The sequence below is a fragment of the Pseudaquabacterium terrae genome (genome assembly GCF_013266755.1).
GTDB lineage: Bacteria > Pseudomonadota > Gammaproteobacteria > Burkholderiales > Burkholderiaceae_C > Pseudaquabacterium > Pseudaquabacterium terrae.
In genome coordinates, this window is the sequence record NZ_JABRWJ010000005.1 from 609,358 (window position 1) to 624,291 (window position 14,934).

At 69.6% G+C, this 14,934-nt stretch carries 12 protein-coding genes; 5 read left to right on the forward strand and 7 right to left on the reverse strand.

What is annotated here, in order from left to right:
- Positions 1 to 20 precede the first annotated feature (20 nt).
- Together HLB44_RS38200 and HLB44_RS18775 are read right to left on the reverse strand one after the other, a co-directional pair.
- Positions 21 to 1,157, reverse strand: a complete 1,137-nt coding sequence (locus HLB44_RS38200; protein ID WP_217283717.1) for an AraC family transcriptional regulator — start codon at positions 1,155 to 1,157, stop codon at positions 21 to 23.
- Complete coding sequence (locus HLB44_RS18775; RefSeq protein WP_173125308.1) at positions 1,154 to 2,773, reverse strand: phospholipase D-like domain-containing protein; 1,620 nt, start codon at positions 2,771 to 2,773, stop codon at positions 1,154 to 1,156. Before HLB44_RS18775 ends, HLB44_RS38200 begins: the two co-directional genes overlap by 4 nt.
- A 56-nt stretch (positions 2,774 to 2,829) precedes the next feature.
- Between HLB44_RS18775 and HLB44_RS18780 the strand changes: the two genes are divergently transcribed.
- Positions 2,830 to 3,738 carry an alpha/beta hydrolase gene (locus tag HLB44_RS18780; RefSeq protein ID WP_173125310.1) on the forward strand — a complete coding sequence of 303 codons (909 nt, stop codon included), beginning with the start codon at positions 2,830 to 2,832 and terminating at the stop codon, positions 3,736 to 3,738.
- 140 nt (positions 3,739 to 3,878) lie between these two features.
- Complete coding sequence (locus HLB44_RS18785) at positions 3,879 to 4,892, forward strand: ProQ/FINO family protein (RefSeq protein WP_246312325.1); 1,014 nt, start codon at positions 3,879 to 3,881, stop codon at positions 4,890 to 4,892.
- A 15-nt stretch (positions 4,893 to 4,907) separates the two neighbouring features.
- On the opposite strand, the gene HLB44_RS18790 is transcribed toward HLB44_RS18785, so the two are convergent.
- Genes HLB44_RS18790 through HLB44_RS18810 form a run of 5 tightly spaced genes read right to left on the reverse strand, consistent with a single transcriptional unit; the run spans position 4,908 to position 10,857 of the window.
- Positions 4,908 to 5,774 carry an EamA family transporter gene (locus tag HLB44_RS18790; protein ID WP_173125312.1) on the reverse strand — a complete coding sequence of 289 codons (867 nt, stop codon included), beginning with the start codon at positions 5,772 to 5,774 and terminating at the stop codon, positions 4,908 to 4,910.
- Positions 5,771 to 7,447, reverse strand: a complete 1,677-nt coding sequence (locus HLB44_RS18795; protein ID WP_173125314.1) for a Na/Pi cotransporter family protein — start codon at positions 7,445 to 7,447, stop codon at positions 5,771 to 5,773. The genes HLB44_RS18790 and HLB44_RS18795 overlap by 4 nt, the downstream gene beginning before the upstream one ends.
- Before the next feature lie 13 nt (positions 7,448 to 7,460).
- Positions 7,461 to 8,897 (reverse strand): phosphonoacetaldehyde dehydrogenase, encoded by a 1,437-nt coding sequence (phnY, locus tag HLB44_RS18800; protein ID WP_173125316.1) that lies wholly within the window; start codon positions 8,895 to 8,897, stop codon positions 7,461 to 7,463.
- Entirely contained in the window at positions 8,898 to 10,109 is a 1,212-nt protein-coding gene (gene phnA, locus HLB44_RS18805; RefSeq protein ID WP_173125318.1) for a phosphonoacetate hydrolase, read from the reverse strand.
- Positions 10,102 to 10,857: a phosphonate utilization associated transcriptional regulator gene (locus tag HLB44_RS18810; RefSeq protein ID WP_173125320.1), complete on the reverse strand. Its 756-nt coding sequence runs from the start codon at positions 10,855 to 10,857 to the stop codon at positions 10,102 to 10,104. Before HLB44_RS18810 ends, phnA begins: the two co-directional genes overlap by 8 nt.
- 257 nt (positions 10,858 to 11,114) lie before the next feature.
- Here HLB44_RS18810 and HLB44_RS18815 point away from each other — a divergent pair, with 257 nt between their 5' ends.
- From HLB44_RS18815 to HLB44_RS18825, 3 genes are read left to right on the forward strand one after another with little or no spacing between them, the layout of a single operon-like run.
- On the forward strand, positions 11,115 to 12,152 hold the full coding sequence (locus HLB44_RS18815) for a putative 2-aminoethylphosphonate ABC transporter substrate-binding protein (protein WP_173125322.1): 1,038 nt from the start codon (positions 11,115 to 11,117) through the stop codon (positions 12,150 to 12,152).
- Between the two features lies 1 nt (position 12,153).
- Entirely contained in the window at positions 12,154 to 13,227 is a 1,074-nt protein-coding gene (locus tag HLB44_RS18820; RefSeq protein ID WP_173125324.1) for a putative 2-aminoethylphosphonate ABC transporter ATP-binding protein, read from the forward strand.
- Positions 13,224 to 14,933, forward strand: coding sequence for a putative 2-aminoethylphosphonate ABC transporter permease subunit (locus HLB44_RS18825; RefSeq protein WP_173125326.1), 1,710 nt, complete (start codon positions 13,224 to 13,226; stop codon positions 14,931 to 14,933). The genes HLB44_RS18820 and HLB44_RS18825 overlap by 4 nt, the downstream gene beginning before the upstream one ends.
- Position 14,934: the final 1 nt, after the last annotated feature.

The window sequence follows — 14,934 nt, forward strand, 5'->3', positions numbered from 1 at the left end:
TGTGGGAGTATATGTGCTGACTAACCGTCGGCCAAGCCAAGTCGGCCGGGTGCCGACTGTTCCTGTGGCGACAGCCGCCGGTACTCGGTCGGCGTCGTGCCGGTCTCGGCCTTGAACGCGCGGTTGAAGGGGCCGAGTGAGGTGAACCCGGCGTCCATCGCCAGCGTCAGCACAGGCACCTCGGCCTGCGCCGGATCGGCCAGGGCGGCGCGCACGTCGGCGATGCGGTAGCCGTTCAGCCAGCTGTTGAAGTTGCGCTGGCCCAGGCGCTGGTTGACCAGCCGGCGCAGCCGGTATTCGGGCACCGCGAGGCGGTTGGCCAACGCGCCGATCGTCAGCCCGGGCTGGCGGTACAGGCGCTCGTCGTGCATCACGCGCTGCAGCGTCGCGAGCAGGCGGTCTTCCTGCGGATCGGGCGGCGTGGCGGTGGCGGCGACAGGGGTGTCAGCAGCGCGTGCTTCGAACGGCGCGGCGGGGGGCGGCGCGTCGACGGCGGCGGCCGGCTCGTCCAGCGGCAGCAGCGGTGTCGCGCCGACGCCGCCGAGCCGCCAGACGACGACGCCGACGATCGCGGACAGCAACAGCGCGTCGGCCAGCCCGGTGCCGGGCGGGCCGCCGCCGGCGCCGCTGCCGGGCAGCCGGCCGAGCATCGTCACCAGCGTGTAGACGCCGCCGGCGCCGACGATGAAGCCGCGCAGCCAGCGGCGGCGCTCGACCAGGTCAGCGCGCCAGCTGCTCAGCGTCTGCGCCAGCGCGGCGAGCGCGAAGCCCAGTGTCACCAGCGTGATGCCGTGGCCGACAAGGATCTCCGCCTGCCTTGCGAGCACGCCGGTGCAGTTCAGCGCGCCACCGGCCGCCGGCAGCGCCCACAGCAGCGCGTGGCCCCGGCGCGAGCGGAATTCGTCGTCGAACAGCGCGCTCGCGAAGAGCCAGAAGAGCACCGCGTTGCCGGCCGAGGCGGCGAGCAGCGGCGCGCGCAGCGCCATCGGCCAGGCGGCGAAGCCCGGGAAGGCGCACAGCACGTAGGCTGCGACGCCCAGGCTGAAGCCCGCACCGAGCCGCGCCGCCCGCGCGCGGCGCTGGTCGCGCCACAGCCAGGCCGCCAGCAGCCCGAGCAGCAGCACCAGCGCACCGCGCACCGCGGCGTCGGCGATCACAGCTCGTCCTCCGGCACGATCAGCGACAGCAGCCACAACTTCGCGCGCAGCCACCAGCTGGCTTCGGGATCGTCGTCCAGGCTTTCTTCGCCGCCGGCGTCGCGGCCGACCCACTCGATGCTGCGGCCGTCGCCCTTCAGCCGCAGCTCGTACACGCCGACGGCCGCTTCGAGGCGGTAGAAGTCGATCAGCGCGGCCACCAGCGCCGGGCTGTCGACAGCGACGCCGACCTCGGTGTTGATCAGCGCCGAGCGCGCATCCAGGTTCATCGAGCCAGCGAGGAACAGCCGCCGGTCGATGAAGCCCATCTTCGCGTGCAGCCGGCCGGTCGAGCTGCCGAGCGCGGCGCGCAGCGTGTCGTCGCGCTTCAGCCGCGAGGCGCTGACCTCCCACAGCCGCACGCCCATCTTCAGCAGCTCGACGCGATGGCGCTCGTAGCCGAGGCTCACCACCGGCTCGTCGCTGGTGCCGGTGGCATTGGTGACCACGTGGATCGCCACGCCGCGTTCACGCAACGCGCGGATGCGCTTCAAGCCCTCGTCGCCAGGCACGAAGTACGGGGTCACCATCGTGATCTCGCGCTGCGCGCTGGTCAGCATCGTGATCAGCTGATCGGCCACCGTGCCGACCTCGGGCTGCCAGTGTTCGCCGCGGCGCTTGTTCGGCGGATCGGCGCGGGCCCCGGCGCGGGCGATGAAGAAGCCGAAGTGCCCACGCACCGCCTGCGGCGCCATCGGCAGCAGCGCGGCGGGCGAGTCGATGGCTGCGCTCGATGACTCGGTCGCCGTCATTTCGCCGCTGGGCGGCGCCGCGCCGTCGGCCGCCGCGCTGACCCACTCGAACCAGGCGCGGCGCTCGTCGGCATCGAGCCGGTTGCCGGCCACCGCCTGCAGCGGGAACGCGCGCTCGCTGTTCCAGTAGGCGTCGAAATGGCGCGCCAGATCGCCGACCAGCGCGCCGGCGGCGAGCAGGTCGAAATCGATGAAGTTGGCACGCGCGCTGCGCAGGAAGTAGTCGTCGGCCAAGTTGCGGCCGCCGGCGATGGCCAGCGTGCCGTCGGCGACCAGCAGCTTGTTGTGCATGCGCTGGTTCAGCCGCCGGAAGTCGCCGGCCAGCTGGCCGAGCCGGCCGAGCCACCAGCCGCGCGTCGCGGTGAAGGGGTTGTACAGCCGCAGCTCGACATTCGGATGCGCGGCAAAGCCGAGCAGCAGGTCGTCGAGGCCGGTGGTGTAGAGGTCGTCGAGCAGTACCCGCACGCGCACGCCGCGCGCCGCGGCATCGCGCAGCGCGCGCAGCACCAGCCGCCCGGTCGTGTCGTCGGCCACGATGTAGGTCTGCAGGTCGATCGAGCGCCGTGCCTGCGCGATCAGCGCCAGCCGTGCGGCCAGCGCATCGTTGGGCAGCGGCATCGGCCTGACCGCCGACAAGCCCTCGGGCACGGCCAGGCGGCGCGCCAGCTGCGGCAGCGGCGCATCGGCCGGCGCGATCAGCGTCGTCGACTCCGGCCGCTCGACCGCGCGCGGCACGCCGCTGCAGGCGCCGAGCAGCGCGAGCAGCACCAGCGCGAACAGCAGCAGCGGCAGGCAGGAAATGGAGTGGCGCGTGGGAGGATGCACGGGCCGGATTCTCCGACGGCCCGTGCTACCGCCCGGCTGCATGCGAACATCCGCGCATGTCAGTTGACATCTCCGCCGCCAGCCCCCGGCGCCGCCCCCGGTGGCGCGGCGCCACTGCAGCGCTGCTGGCGCTGGGCATGGCGCTCGGCGGCTTCGCCGGCTGCGCGACGCTCGACGAGCAGCAGCGCAAGTGGATCTTCCAGCCGAGCGACCGCACCTGGTGGGGCGGCCTGTCCGCGGCCGAAGGCATGTCCGACGTGTGGATCGCGTTCACGTCGGAAGACAGCGGCGAGCCGGTCAAGCTGCACGGGCTGTGGCTGCCGCAGGCGCACGCCGATGCGCCGCGGCTGTTGTACCTGCACGGCGCGCGCTGGGACGTGCGCGGCAGCGCGCACCGCATGCGCCGCATGCATGAGCTGGGTTTCGCGGTGCTCGGCGTCGACTACCGCGGCTTCGGCCGCAGCACGGCGGCGCTGCCGTCGGAGGCGATGGCGCGCGAGGACGCGCGGGCCGCCTGGGCCTGGCTGGCAGCGCAGCAGCCGGCGGCGCCGCGCTACATCTTCGGCCACTCGCTCGGCGGCGCGATCGCGGTGCACCTGGCGGCCGACGTCGTCGATGAGGCGGGCTTGATCGTCGAAGGCAGCTTCACGTCGATTCCCGAGGTCTTCGGCACGTTCAAGTGGGGCTGGCTGCCGTTGGGCCCACTGATCACCCAGCGCTTCGACGCCGCGGCGCGCATCGGAGGCGTCGGCGCGCCGGTGCTGGTGGTGCACGGCAGCGAGGACACGCTGATCGCGCCGGCGCTCGGCAAGGCCTTGTTCGAGCGCGCGGCCGAACCGAAGCGCTTCCTGCTGGTCGACGGCGGCTCGCACCACAACACCAACTCGCTCGGGCAGGCGCAGTACCGCGCGGCGATTGCGGAGCTGTTCGGGCTCGGCAACCGATCGGCATCTGGGGCGAACTGAGTCAATGTGGCTTTGCCACTTGACTCAACCCCCCCGGGGGGCGGCGGCAACGCCGCCTGGGGGCATCATGAAACGCCACAGCCCGCCGGGCTGTGCACAATCCGGGACTTGCTTTCCAGTGCCCGCCCGGGCCCCGATCCATGACCGAGTCCGCCACGCCGGCGCCCGAACCCTCCCCCACGCCTGCCGAGGCGCTTGCGTTGCCCGACGACGCGATCGCCCTGCCCGACGACGCAGCCGCGCCCTGCGAGCAAGCGCTTGCGCTGCCCGACGACGCCGCGGTGCCGGTCGCCGAGACCGTCGCCCCGGTCGCGGACGAGGCCGCCGCCCCGATGGCCGACGAGGCCGCCGCACCAGCGCCCGCGCCCGCCGCGCGCGCACCGGAGGCCGATCCGGCCGAGGTCGCCGCGAAGCTGAAAGCATTGTTTCCGGCGCTGTTCGCCGGTGCGCCGAAGCCGGTCAAGCTGCGCGTGCAGGAAGACATCCAGGCGCGCGCACCGGGCCAGTTCAGCAAGCGCGACCTGTCGGCCTTCTTCCGCCGCCACACGCTGGGCAACGGCTACCTGATCGCGCTGACCAAGGCCGCCGAGCGCTTCGACCTCGACGGCCAGCCCGCCGGCCCGGTCAGCGACGTACACCGCGAGGCGGCGCGCGAGGAACTGAAGCGCCGCCGCGCCCGCCGCGAAGAGCGTGACGCCGCCGAGCGCCAGCAGCGGGCGTTGGTGCAGCAGGAACAACAGCGCGAGCGGGCCTTGGTGCAGCAGGAACAGCAGCGCGAGCAGGCCGAGGTGCTGCAGCAGCGGCGCGACCGAGCCCGCCTGCTGCGCGACTTCGAGACCACGCGCCTGACGACGCCGAACTTCTGCGCGCTCAAGGGCATGACGCCCGAGCAGCTGGAGGCCGTGCTCGTGCAGGCCCGCAAGGAAGCGGCCGAGGCGCCGCCGCCTTTCGTGCAGCCCGGCGGCGACCGGCCGCCGCGCCGCGACGATCGCCGGCCGCCGCGGCCGGACGACCAGCGCCGCCCGCCGCGCCGCGACGCTGGCGGTCCCCGCCCGCCCGGCGCCGGCCAGCCGCCGCAAGGTCAGCGGCGACCTGAAGGTGCGAAGAAGCCGCGCCCGCCGGGCCCGCCGCGGCCCGACAAGCCGCCGCGCTAGCGTACAAAGGGCGCGTCAGCCCAAGCGCAGCGCCATCACCCCGCCGACGATCACCAGCGTGCCCAGCGCACGCTGGCGGCCGAAGCGTTCCTTCAGGATCCAGGTGCCGAGCAGCGCGGCGAACAGCACCGAGGTTTCGCGCAGCGCGGCGACCGAGGCCACCGGTGCACGCGTCATCGCCCACAGCGCGATCGCATACGAGCCGATCGACGCGCTGCCGCCGATCGTCGCCAAGGGCCAGCGCCGGCGCGCGTAATCGAGGATCGCGCGGCGGCCTTCCGTGCTGCGCCTGAACCACACCAGTGCCGGATACGTCACGCCGTCCAGCGCGGACAGCATCAGCACGTAGCTCGCCGCGCCGATGCCGCCGTCGACGGTGCTGCGCACGCCCTTGCCGTCGACGAAGGTGTAGACGGCGATGATCGCCGCGTTGGCGAAGGCATAGGCCAGCGCCTTGTGGTGATGCAGCGTCTCGCCCGGTGAGCTCAGGCCGACCAGCGCGACGCCGGCGGTGATGCCCAGGATGCCGGCCCAGGCCAGCGGCGTCGGCGCTTCGCCGAGCACCGCGCCGCTGCCGATGGCCACCAGCAGCGGCGCGAAGCCGCGCATGATCGGATAGGTCAGCCCCAGCTCGCCGTGCTGGTAGGCGCCGGCCAGCGCGATGTAGTAGCCGATGTGGATCACCAGCGACGCGGCGATGAACGGCGCCGCGCTCGCCGGCGGTGGACCGACGATCAGCAGCAGCGGCAGCGCGACCACGGCGCCGAGGAAATGCACCAGCGCGGTGTCGAGCTCCTTGTCGCCGCTGGACTTGACCAGCGCATTCCAGCCGGCGTGCAGCAGCGCTCCGAACAGCACCGCGGCCACGATGGGCCAGGTCATGTTCTTCGTGGTTCCTCGGCGTCGAGCGGCGCCAGGACTGAATGCCGAATGCGCGTCGGCGACAGCGCACCGGCCGACTCGAGGATCGGATAGGCGATCGAGCAGATGTGCGAGTTGATGCGCTTCAGGTCGCTGATCAGGTCCAGGTGCAGCGAGCTGGTCTCGATGCTCTGCGCGGTGTTGTCCTGCAAACGCGCAATGTGGGTGGCCGCGTATTCATGCTCCAGGTCTCGGAAACGCGCCTTCTCCTCGAGCAGCCGGCTGGCATCGCGCACGTGGCCGTCGAGGAAGACGCTCATGCCCAGCCGCAGGTTGGCCAGCAGGCGCTCGTGAAGGTGGCAGATCTCGGCCATGCCGGCATCGGAGAAGCGGCGGTCCTTGCGGATCTTCTTGTCCTCGATGTCCTGCAGCACGCGTTCGATGATGTCGCCGATCTGCTCCATGTTGATCGTGAACGAGACGATGTCGGTCCAGCGCCGGCTTTCGCGCTCGGACAGCGATTCGCGCGAGATCTGCGTCAGGTACAGCTTGATCTCGGTGTACAGCTCGTCGACGGTGTCGTCCATCGTGCGCAGCCGGTCGGCGAGCTCGATGTCGTTCTCGCGCAGCACCGGCAGGATGCCGCGCAGCATGGTCTCGACGACGTCGGCCTGGTGCAGCGCCTCGCGCGCGGCGCAGCTGATCGCCAGCGACGGCGTCTGCAGCGCCGAGCGGTCGAGGTGGCGCGGCCGCGTGCCCTCGCCCTGGCGCGGCACCGTCAGCAAACGCTCGAGCGTGCGCGCGATCAGCGGCGTCAAGCCGATGAAGACCAGCGCCAGCATCACGTTGAAACCGAAGTGGAACAGCACGACCTGCTGGTGCGGCGACTGCAGCCATTGCGGCAGGTGCTGCATCACCTGCGGCAGCAGCGGGATCGCGATCAGGCAGCCGATCACCTTGAACAGCAGGTTGCCCAGCGGCAGCCGGCGCTCGGCGACCGGTGAGCGCGCGGTGGTGATCACCGCAAGCAGTCCGCTGCCGATGTTGGCGCCCAGCACCAGGCCGAGTGCGACCGGCACCGGCACGATGCCCGACGAGGCCAGCGTCGCCGTCAGCAGCACGATCGCGAGGCTCGAATACGACAGCACCGTCAGCAGCGCGCCGACGAAGATGTCGAGCAGGATCTCGTTCGGCAGTGCGACCAGCAGCGCGCGCACCGGCGGCGATTCGGTGAGCGGCCGCGTCGTCTCGCCGATCAGCTGCAGCGACATCAGCATCAGCCCGAGCCCGATCGCGACGCGGCCGAGGCGGCCGGCGGTCGTCTTCTCCTTCGTCGTGAACATCACCACGCCGACGAAGATCAGGAAGGGCGACAGCCACGACAGGTCGAACGAGAAGGCCACCGCCATCAGGCTGGTGCCCATGTCGGCGCCGAGCATCACCGCCAGCGCGGCGGCCAGCGGCACCAGGTTGCGTCCGAGGAAGGACGAGACGATCAGGCAGGTCGCCGTGCTCGACTGCACCAGGCTCGTCACGCCGATGCCGGCGACCACCGCGTTGAAGCGGTTGCCCATGCTGACCGACAACAGGTGGCGCAGGTTCTCGCCGAAGACGCGCAGGATGCCGGTGCGCACGATCTGCGTGCCCCAGACGAGCAGCGAGATCGCGGCCAACAGGTTCAGCAGGTTGCTCATCGAATCAGTTCGTTCACCAGGGCAGTGAGTAGGTCTTCAGGTTCGTGAAGCTCTTCATCGCTTCCTGCACACCTTCCTTGTACCCCAGGCCCGAGTCCTTGATGCCGCCGAAGGGCGTGAGTTCCAGCCGGTATCCGGGCACTTCGCGCACGTTGACGGTGCCGACCTGCAGCTCGTCGACGAAGCGGCGGATCACGTCGAGCCGGTTCGTGCACAGCGACGACGACAGGCCGTAGGCGGTGCCGTTGGCGATGCGGATCGCTTCGTCGACCGAGCCGAAACGGATGATCGGCGACACCGGGCCGAAGGTCTCTTCGCGCACCACCGTCATCGCCGGGTCGACGCGGTCGAGCACCGTCGGCGCGTACAGCGCGCCGTGGCGGCGGTGGCCGGCGAGCAGCCGCGCGCCCTGCGCGATCGCCTCGTCGACACGGGCTTCGAAGAGCCGCGCCGCGGCCTCGTCGATCACCGTGCCCATCTCGGTCTTCTCATCGCTCGGGTCACCGTAGGCCCACGCCCGCGTCTTGTCGACGACCAGCTCGGTGAAGCGCTCGGCGACCTGCTCGTGCACCAGCAGTCGTTTGACCGCCGTGCAGCGCTGGCCCGAGTTCTTGTACGAGCCCTGCACCGCAAGCGTCGACGCCTCGTCGAGGTCGGCATCGTCCATCACGATGATCGGATCGTTGCCGCCGAGCTCGAGCACCACGCGCCGGTAGCCGGCCTTCGAGGCGATGTATTTGCCGATCGCGACGCCGCCGGTGAAGGTGATGAGGTCCACCGCCGGATGCGTCAGCAGCTCGTCGGCAATCTCGTGCGGATCGCCGGTGATCACGCTCAGCATCTCCGGCGGCAGGCCGGCCTCGTAGAGGATGTCGGCGAACAGCAGCGCGGACAGCGGCACCTTCTCGCTGGGCTTGAGCACCATGCGGTTGTTGGTGGCCACGGCAGGCACCACCTTGTGCGCAACCTGATTCATCGGATGGTTGAACGGCGTGATCGCGGTGATCACGCCGAGCAGCGGCTCGCGTTGCGTGTGCACGCGGCGCTTGCGGCCATGCGGCGTGATGTCGCACGAGAAAGTCTGGCCGTCGTCCTTCAGGCACTCGTTGGCACCGAACATCAGCACGTCGGCGACGCGGCCGGCTTCGTAGCGGCTGTCCTTCAGGCTCAAGCCGCTTTCGGCGGTGATCAGCGCGGCGATCTCGGCGCTGCGCGTGCGCACCGCGGCCGCCGCGCGGTTCAGGATGTTCGAGCGCTCGAAGCGCGACAGGGCCGACTTGTGGGCGCGGGCGATCTGAAAGGCCTGGCGCACTTCTTCCAGCGTCGCTTTCGGCACGGTGCCGACGAGCTCGCGGGTGTAGGGGTTGCGAACCTCGATGCAACGATCGGGCGCGCGATCGGCGCCGATCTTCTCGCCGGCGATGCGCAAGGCTTCGTGCCGCGGGCTCATCTATTGCGCTCGATTCAACGCCAGGTCGAAGGCGTCGAAGTTGCGCCAGCGCTGGGTCTCGTCGAGCCCGGCGATCGGGCGGTTGACGATCAGCGGCACGCGCTGCTCGGAGACGCCGCCGTGCGAGCGCAGCGGCACTTCGAGCGCGCTCAGGTCGTGCTTCGCGGCCGACGTGCCGATGACGGTCGAACGTTCCGAGACGACGACGACGTCGCCGATGCGATCCGGCGGCAGCTCGTACGCACTCGCCGCCTCGTCGCGCGTCAAGACGCGCTCGATGCCCGGCAGCGAGGCGATGCAGGCCATCGTGCGCGAGACGTCCTCGTCGCCGAGGTACACCGTGGCGAACGAGCCGAGCGCACCGTGGTGCACGACGTAGGGGTCGGTGATCGGCAGGATGGTGCGCGCGCGGCCGGCACCGAGCCAGCCGTCGAGCCGGTCCTGCAGGTAGATCACGTCGGGGCTGCCGTCGAGCCGGGTCTTGGCGTTCATGCCGTGGTCGGCGGTCACGACGATCACGCAGCCCATCTCGTCGAGCGCGCCGAGGTAGCCGTCCATCATCGTGTAGAAGGCGTTCGCCCCGGGCGTGCCGGGCGCGTGCTTGTGCTGGATGTAGTCGGTGGTCGACAGGTACATCAGGTCGGGACAGCGCGTGCGCATCAGCGCGACGCCGGCGGCGAAGACGAATTCCGACAGCGCGGCGCTGTAGACATCGGGCAGCGGCTGGCCGACCAGCTCGAGCACGCGGTCGATTCCGTGCTCCTCGACGGTCGCCGCGTTGGCCTTCTCCGACGAGAAGCAGATGCCGCGCATGCCGTGGCCGAGCAGGCGGCGCAGCTTGTCCTTCGCGGTGACCACCGCGCAGGCCTTGCCGGCGGCGGACAGCGCGGCCAGGATCGTCGGCGCGCGCAGCCACTGCGGGTCGTTCATCATCAGCTCGGTGCCACTCTCGACATCGAACAGGTAGTTGCCGCAGATGCCGTGCACCGACGGCGGCGCGCCGGTGACGATGCTCAGGTTGTTCGGGTTCGTGAAGCTGGGGATCACGCAGTCGGCGATCAGCGCGGTGCCGGCGGCCAGCGTGCGCTTGAACCACGGCGCGTGGCCGCCGGCCACCGCCTGGGCGATGTAGTCGGGCTCGCAGCCGTCGACGCAGACGATCACCGTGGGCCGGCTCGGCAGGGCATAGCGGCGGCCATTGACTTCAAGCATTCGACAGGTCCTTGCGGTTCGGCGCGCGCGACGGCGGCCAGCCGGGCGCCGCTGAATTGGCCAAATGGGGCGCCTGCGGCATGTTGTTCTTCATCGTGCGGTCCTTGCTGACCAGCACGTGGTCGCGCATCGCGCGGCCGGCGGCATCCGGGTCGCCGGAGGCGATGGCCTTGACGATCGCGCGGTGCTCGCCGGCCGAGATCGGCAGCAGCTTCGCGTCGGCGAGATTCAGGCGGCGGAACAGCGACAGCTCGTTGATTAGCCGGCGGTAGATGACCGTCAGCTTGCGGTTGCCGGTGTACTCCACCAGCTTGTCGTGGAAGTCGAGGTTCAGCAGGTGGTAGCTGTCGGCGTCACCCGCCTTGACCGCCTTCTCCATCGCATCGACCATCGCGCGCACGCTCTTCAGCTGCTCGGGCGTGATGGCGGCGGCCAGCTGGCGGCCGACCGACTCGTCCATCATCGCGCGCAGGTCGTAGATCTCGATCGCCTCGTCGAGCGGGATGTTGCGCACGAAGACGCCGCGGTTCTTCTCCTGGCGCACGAGGCCCGCTTCCTCGAGCATGCGAAAGGCCTCGCGCACCGGCCCGCGCGAGACGCCCAGGCCCGCGGCCAGCTCGGCCTCGATCAGCTTGGCGCCGGGCGCCAGCTCGCCTTGCAGGATGCGACGCTCGATCTCCTGCTGCACAACCGAGGTGAGCGAGCTCGATTGCAGCAGGGCGATCGTCGGGTGCGCGGCGCGCTTCATCAGTGCCCGCCCGGCCGCCCGAAGGGCGCTGAGCGCCCCTCGGGGGCCGCGAACGAAGTGAGCTGGGGGCTGTCCATTCGCGTGCATTGGACGACCCGGATCGCCTATTGTCAACAATCAGCAAAATACCGTTGACACACTTCGAAGCAGGGCGATAGATTGCGCGGCACGCAGGCGCTGCCGGGCCGCCCCAAGGCGACTGCGCCCCTCGGGGGCCGACGCCGAAGGCGTCTTGGGGCCAATGAAAGGAGAAGTTCATGCGAATTCCGGGTTCCGTCCACTTGTTCGCCGCCGCGGCCCTGCTCGCGCTGGCCTTGCCCGCCGCGGCGCAGAAGACGCAGCTGCTGGTCTACACCGCGCTGGAAACCGACCAGCTGAAGGCCTACCAGGAAGGCTTCAACAAAGTGCACCCTGACATCGACCTGCGCTGGGTGCGCGACTCCACCGGCGTGATCACCGCGAAGCTGCTGGCCGAGAAAGCCAACCCGCAGGCCGACGCGGTGATGGGCGTGGCGGCCTCCAGCCTCGCGCTGCTCGACCGCAACGGCATGCTCGAGCCGTACCGGCCGCTGAACTTCGACGCGATCATGAGTCAGTTCCGGGACAAGAAGAACCCGCCCGCCTGGTTCGGCATGGACGTCTGGGGTGCGACGGTGTGCTTCAACACCGTCGAGGCGCAGAAGAAGAACATTCCGAAGCCCGAGACCTGGAAGGACCTGCTGAAGCCCGCCTACAAGGGCCAGATCGTGATGCCGAACCCGGCCTCGTCGGGCACCGGCTTCTTCGACGTCACCGCCTGGCTCACGCTGTGGGGCGACGACGGCGGCAAGGGCGGCGGCTGGAAGTACATGGACGGGCTGCACGAGAACATCGCGCAGTACACGCACTCCGGCTCGAAGCCCTGCAACATGGCGGCCGCGGGCGAGTACGTGGTCGGCATCAGTTTCGAATACCGCGCCAACGCGAACAAGGCCAAGGGCGCGCCGATCGACCTGGTGTTCCCGAAGGAAGGCCTGGGCTGGGACCTGGAAGCCTTCGCGATCCACAAGGGCACCAAGAAGCTCGATGCGGTGAAGAAGCTGGCCGACTGGGCGTCGAGCAAGGACGCGATGCTGCTTTACGGCAAGAACTTCGCGATCACCGCGCAGCCCGGCGTCGCCGCGCCGCTGGCCAACGTGCCGAAGGACTACGAGGCGCGGCTGGTGAAGATGGACTTCGCGACCGTGGCCGAGAACCGCGAGCGCGTGCTCGCCGAGTGGACCAGGCGCTACAACGCGAAATCCGAGAAACGCTGACGTGTCGACGCCGTTCCTGGAGCTGTCGGGCATCCGCAAGGCCTTCGGCAGCTTCGTGGCCCTGGAGCAGATCGACCTGCACATCGCGCAGGGCGAATTCGTCTGCTTCCTCGGGCCCTCGGGCTGCGGCAAGACCACGCTGCTGCGCATCATCGCCGGGCTCGAGGAACAGACCGCCGGGCGAATCACATTGGCCGGGCGCGACATCTCGCGGCTGCCGCCGGCCGAGCGCGACTACGGCATCGTCTTCCAGTCGTATGCGCTGTTTCCGAATCTGAGCATCGCCGACAACGTCGCCTACGGCCTGGTCAACCGCAAGGTGCCGAAGGCCAAGGCGAAGGCGCGTGTCACCGAGCTGCTGGCGCTGGTCGGCCTGCCCGGCTGCGAGGCGAAGTTTCCGGCGCAGCTGTCGGGCGGCCAGCAGCAGCGCATCGCGCTGGCGCGCGCGCTGGCCACCTCGCCCGGGCTGCTGCTGCTGGACGAGCCGCTGTCGGCACTCGATGCAATCGTGCGCGTCAAGCTGCGGCAGGAGATCCGCAGCCTGCAGCGCAAGCTCGGCGTCACGACGATCATGGTCACGCACGACCAGGAAGAGGCCTTCGCGGTGGCCGACCGCATCGTCGTGATGAACCAGGGCGTGATCGAGCAGGTCGGCTCGGCCTTCGATGTCTACCGCGATCCGGCCACCCTCTTCGTCGCCGATTTCGTCGGCCGCATCAATGCGCTGCCGGCAGTGCGCGAAGGCGATGCACTGCGTGTCGGCGAGCAGCTGTTCCACTGCGCGCCGGGTTCGCTGAATGGCCATGCGCAGGGCCGCGAGCTGCGCATCTACCTGCGGCCCGAGGACGTGCTGGCGCGGCCGATCAGCGAAGGTGATGACAACGTTTTCGAAGCGCAGATCGACAAGATCGAGTTCATGGGGCCGTACTGCCTGGTGCGCGTGACCAGCGCACCGCTGGGCAGCCACAAGCTCACTGTCTACCTGTCGTTGAACTACCTGGCCGAAGCGCAGCTGGAGGTCGGCAGCCGGCTGCCGCTCAAGTTGCTGCCGGAGCGCATGCGGGTGTTTGGATGACGGCTGTTGCCGCGGCGCTCGCTTCTGCGCCTGTGCGCTTGAAGATCCACTGGACCGAGCGGCTCGCGCATGCCGGCATGGTGATCGTCGCACTGGCGCTGCTGGCCTTTCTCGCCGGCCCGCTCGGCGCCATCCTGCTGAAGGCGATCGAGGACAACCAGGGCCAGTACGTCGGCCTGGCGAACTTCATCGCCTATGCGCAGACGCCGGCGTTGCTCGACTCGCTGTGGAACAGCCTGTGGGTCTCGGGCCTGGTCTGCATCATCGTCCTGCCGACCGCCTTCGGCTTTGCCTACGCGCTGACGCGCAGCCGCATGCGCTTGAAGGCGCTGGTGCGCACGATCACGCTGGTGCCGCTGCTCGCGCCCTCGCTGCTGGCCGCCATCTCGCTGATCTACTGGTTCGGCAACCAGGGCGTGCTGAAACACTGGCTGGCCGCGGTCGGCATCGACCAGATCTACGGCGCGCCGGGCATCGTGCTGGCGGAGACGTTCGCGGTGTTCCCGCATGCGCTGATGATCCTGATCACCGCGCTGGCAGCCGCCGATGCGCGGCTCTATGAAGCCGCCGATGCGCTGGGCACGACGGCGCGGCGCAAGTTCTTCACGATCACGCTGCCGGGCGCGAAGTACGGACTGATCTCGGCGGCGCTGGTGACCTTCACGCTGGTGATCACCGACTTCGGCATTCCGAAGGTGATCGGCGGCAATTTCAACGTGCTGGCGACCGATGTCTTCAAGCTGGTGATCGGCCAGCAGGACTTTCCGAAGGGTGCGGTCGTTGCGCTGCTGCTGCTGGCGCCGGCCGTGCTGACGTTTGCGGTCGATCACTGGGTCAGCCGCAAGCAGACGGCGATGCTGAGCGCCCGTGCGGTGCCCTATCGGCCAAAGCGCGCGCCCTTGTTCGACGGCCTGATGTCGCTGTACTGCGCCACGGTCTGTGCGCTGATCCTGGCGATGCTCGGCATGGCGCTGTTCGCGTCGTTCGCGAGTTTCTGGCCCTACGACCTGAAGCCGAGCTGGCGCCACTACACGATGGGGCTGGTCGATGCCGAGGTCGGCGAGGCCTTCGTCAACAGCCTCGTGATGTCGGCCGGCACGGCGCTGGTCGGCACGCTGCTGGTCTTTGCCGGCGCCTACCTGCTGGAGAAGACGCAAGGCGCGCGGCCGCTGCGCAGCGTCGTGCGACTGTTCAGCCTGCTGCCGATGGCCGTGCCCGGCCTGGTGCTTGGCCTGGGCTACATCTTCTTCTTCAATGCACCGGGCAATCCATTGGGCGGCCTGTACCACACGCTGACGCTGCTGACGATCTGCACCATCGTTCACTTCTACACCACCGGCCACCTGACGGCGGTGACCGCGCTGAAGGCGCTGGATCCCGAGTTCGAATCGGTCTCGGCCTCGCTGAAGGTGCCCTTCTTCAAGACCTTCTGGCGCGTCACGCTGCCGATCTGCACGCCGGCACTCGTGGACATCGCGCGTTATTTCTTCATCAACGCGATGACGACGATCTCGGCCGTCGTGTTCCTCTATTCGCCGGAGACCAAGGTCGCATCGATCGCCATCCTGAACCTCGACGAGGCCGGCGAGATCGGCGCCGCCGCGGCGATGGCGATCCTGATCGCCGCTGCAAACACCGTCGCCACGCTGCTGTTCATGGCGCTCGGCTGGTGGGTCGATCGCAGAACGCAGGCTTGGAAAGGCTAGA

Excerpts from the sequence above, each read along its gene's own strand:
- HLB44_RS18780 (WP_173125310.1), top strand. The coding sequence starts at position 2,830 with ATGTCAGTTGACATCTCCGCCGCCAGCCCCCGGCGCCGCCCCCGGTGG.
- HLB44_RS18785 (WP_246312325.1), top strand. The coding sequence starts at position 3,879 with ATGACCGAGTCCGCCACGCCGGCGCCCGAACCCTCCCCCACGCCTGCC.
- HLB44_RS18790 (WP_173125312.1), bottom strand. The coding sequence starts at position 5,774 with ATGACCTGGCCCATCGTGGCCGCGGTGCTGTTCGGAGCGCTGCTGCAC.
- HLB44_RS18795 (WP_173125314.1), bottom strand. The coding sequence starts at position 7,447 with ATGAGCAACCTGCTGAACCTGTTGGCCGCGATCTCGCTGCTCGTCTGG.
- phnY (WP_173125316.1), bottom strand. The coding sequence starts at position 8,897 with ATGAGCCCGCGGCACGAAGCCTTGCGCATCGCCGGCGAGAAGATCGGC.
- phnA (WP_173125318.1), bottom strand. The coding sequence starts at position 10,109 with ATGCTTGAAGTCAATGGCCGCCGCTATGCCCTGCCGAGCCGGCCCACG.
- HLB44_RS18810 (WP_173125320.1), bottom strand. The coding sequence starts at position 10,857 with ATGAAGCGCGCCGCGCACCCGACGATCGCCCTGCTGCAATCGAGCTCG.
- HLB44_RS18815 (WP_173125322.1), top strand. The coding sequence starts at position 11,115 with ATGCGAATTCCGGGTTCCGTCCACTTGTTCGCCGCCGCGGCCCTGCTC.
- HLB44_RS18825 (WP_173125326.1), top strand. The coding sequence starts at position 13,224 with ATGACGGCTGTTGCCGCGGCGCTCGCTTCTGCGCCTGTGCGCTTGAAG.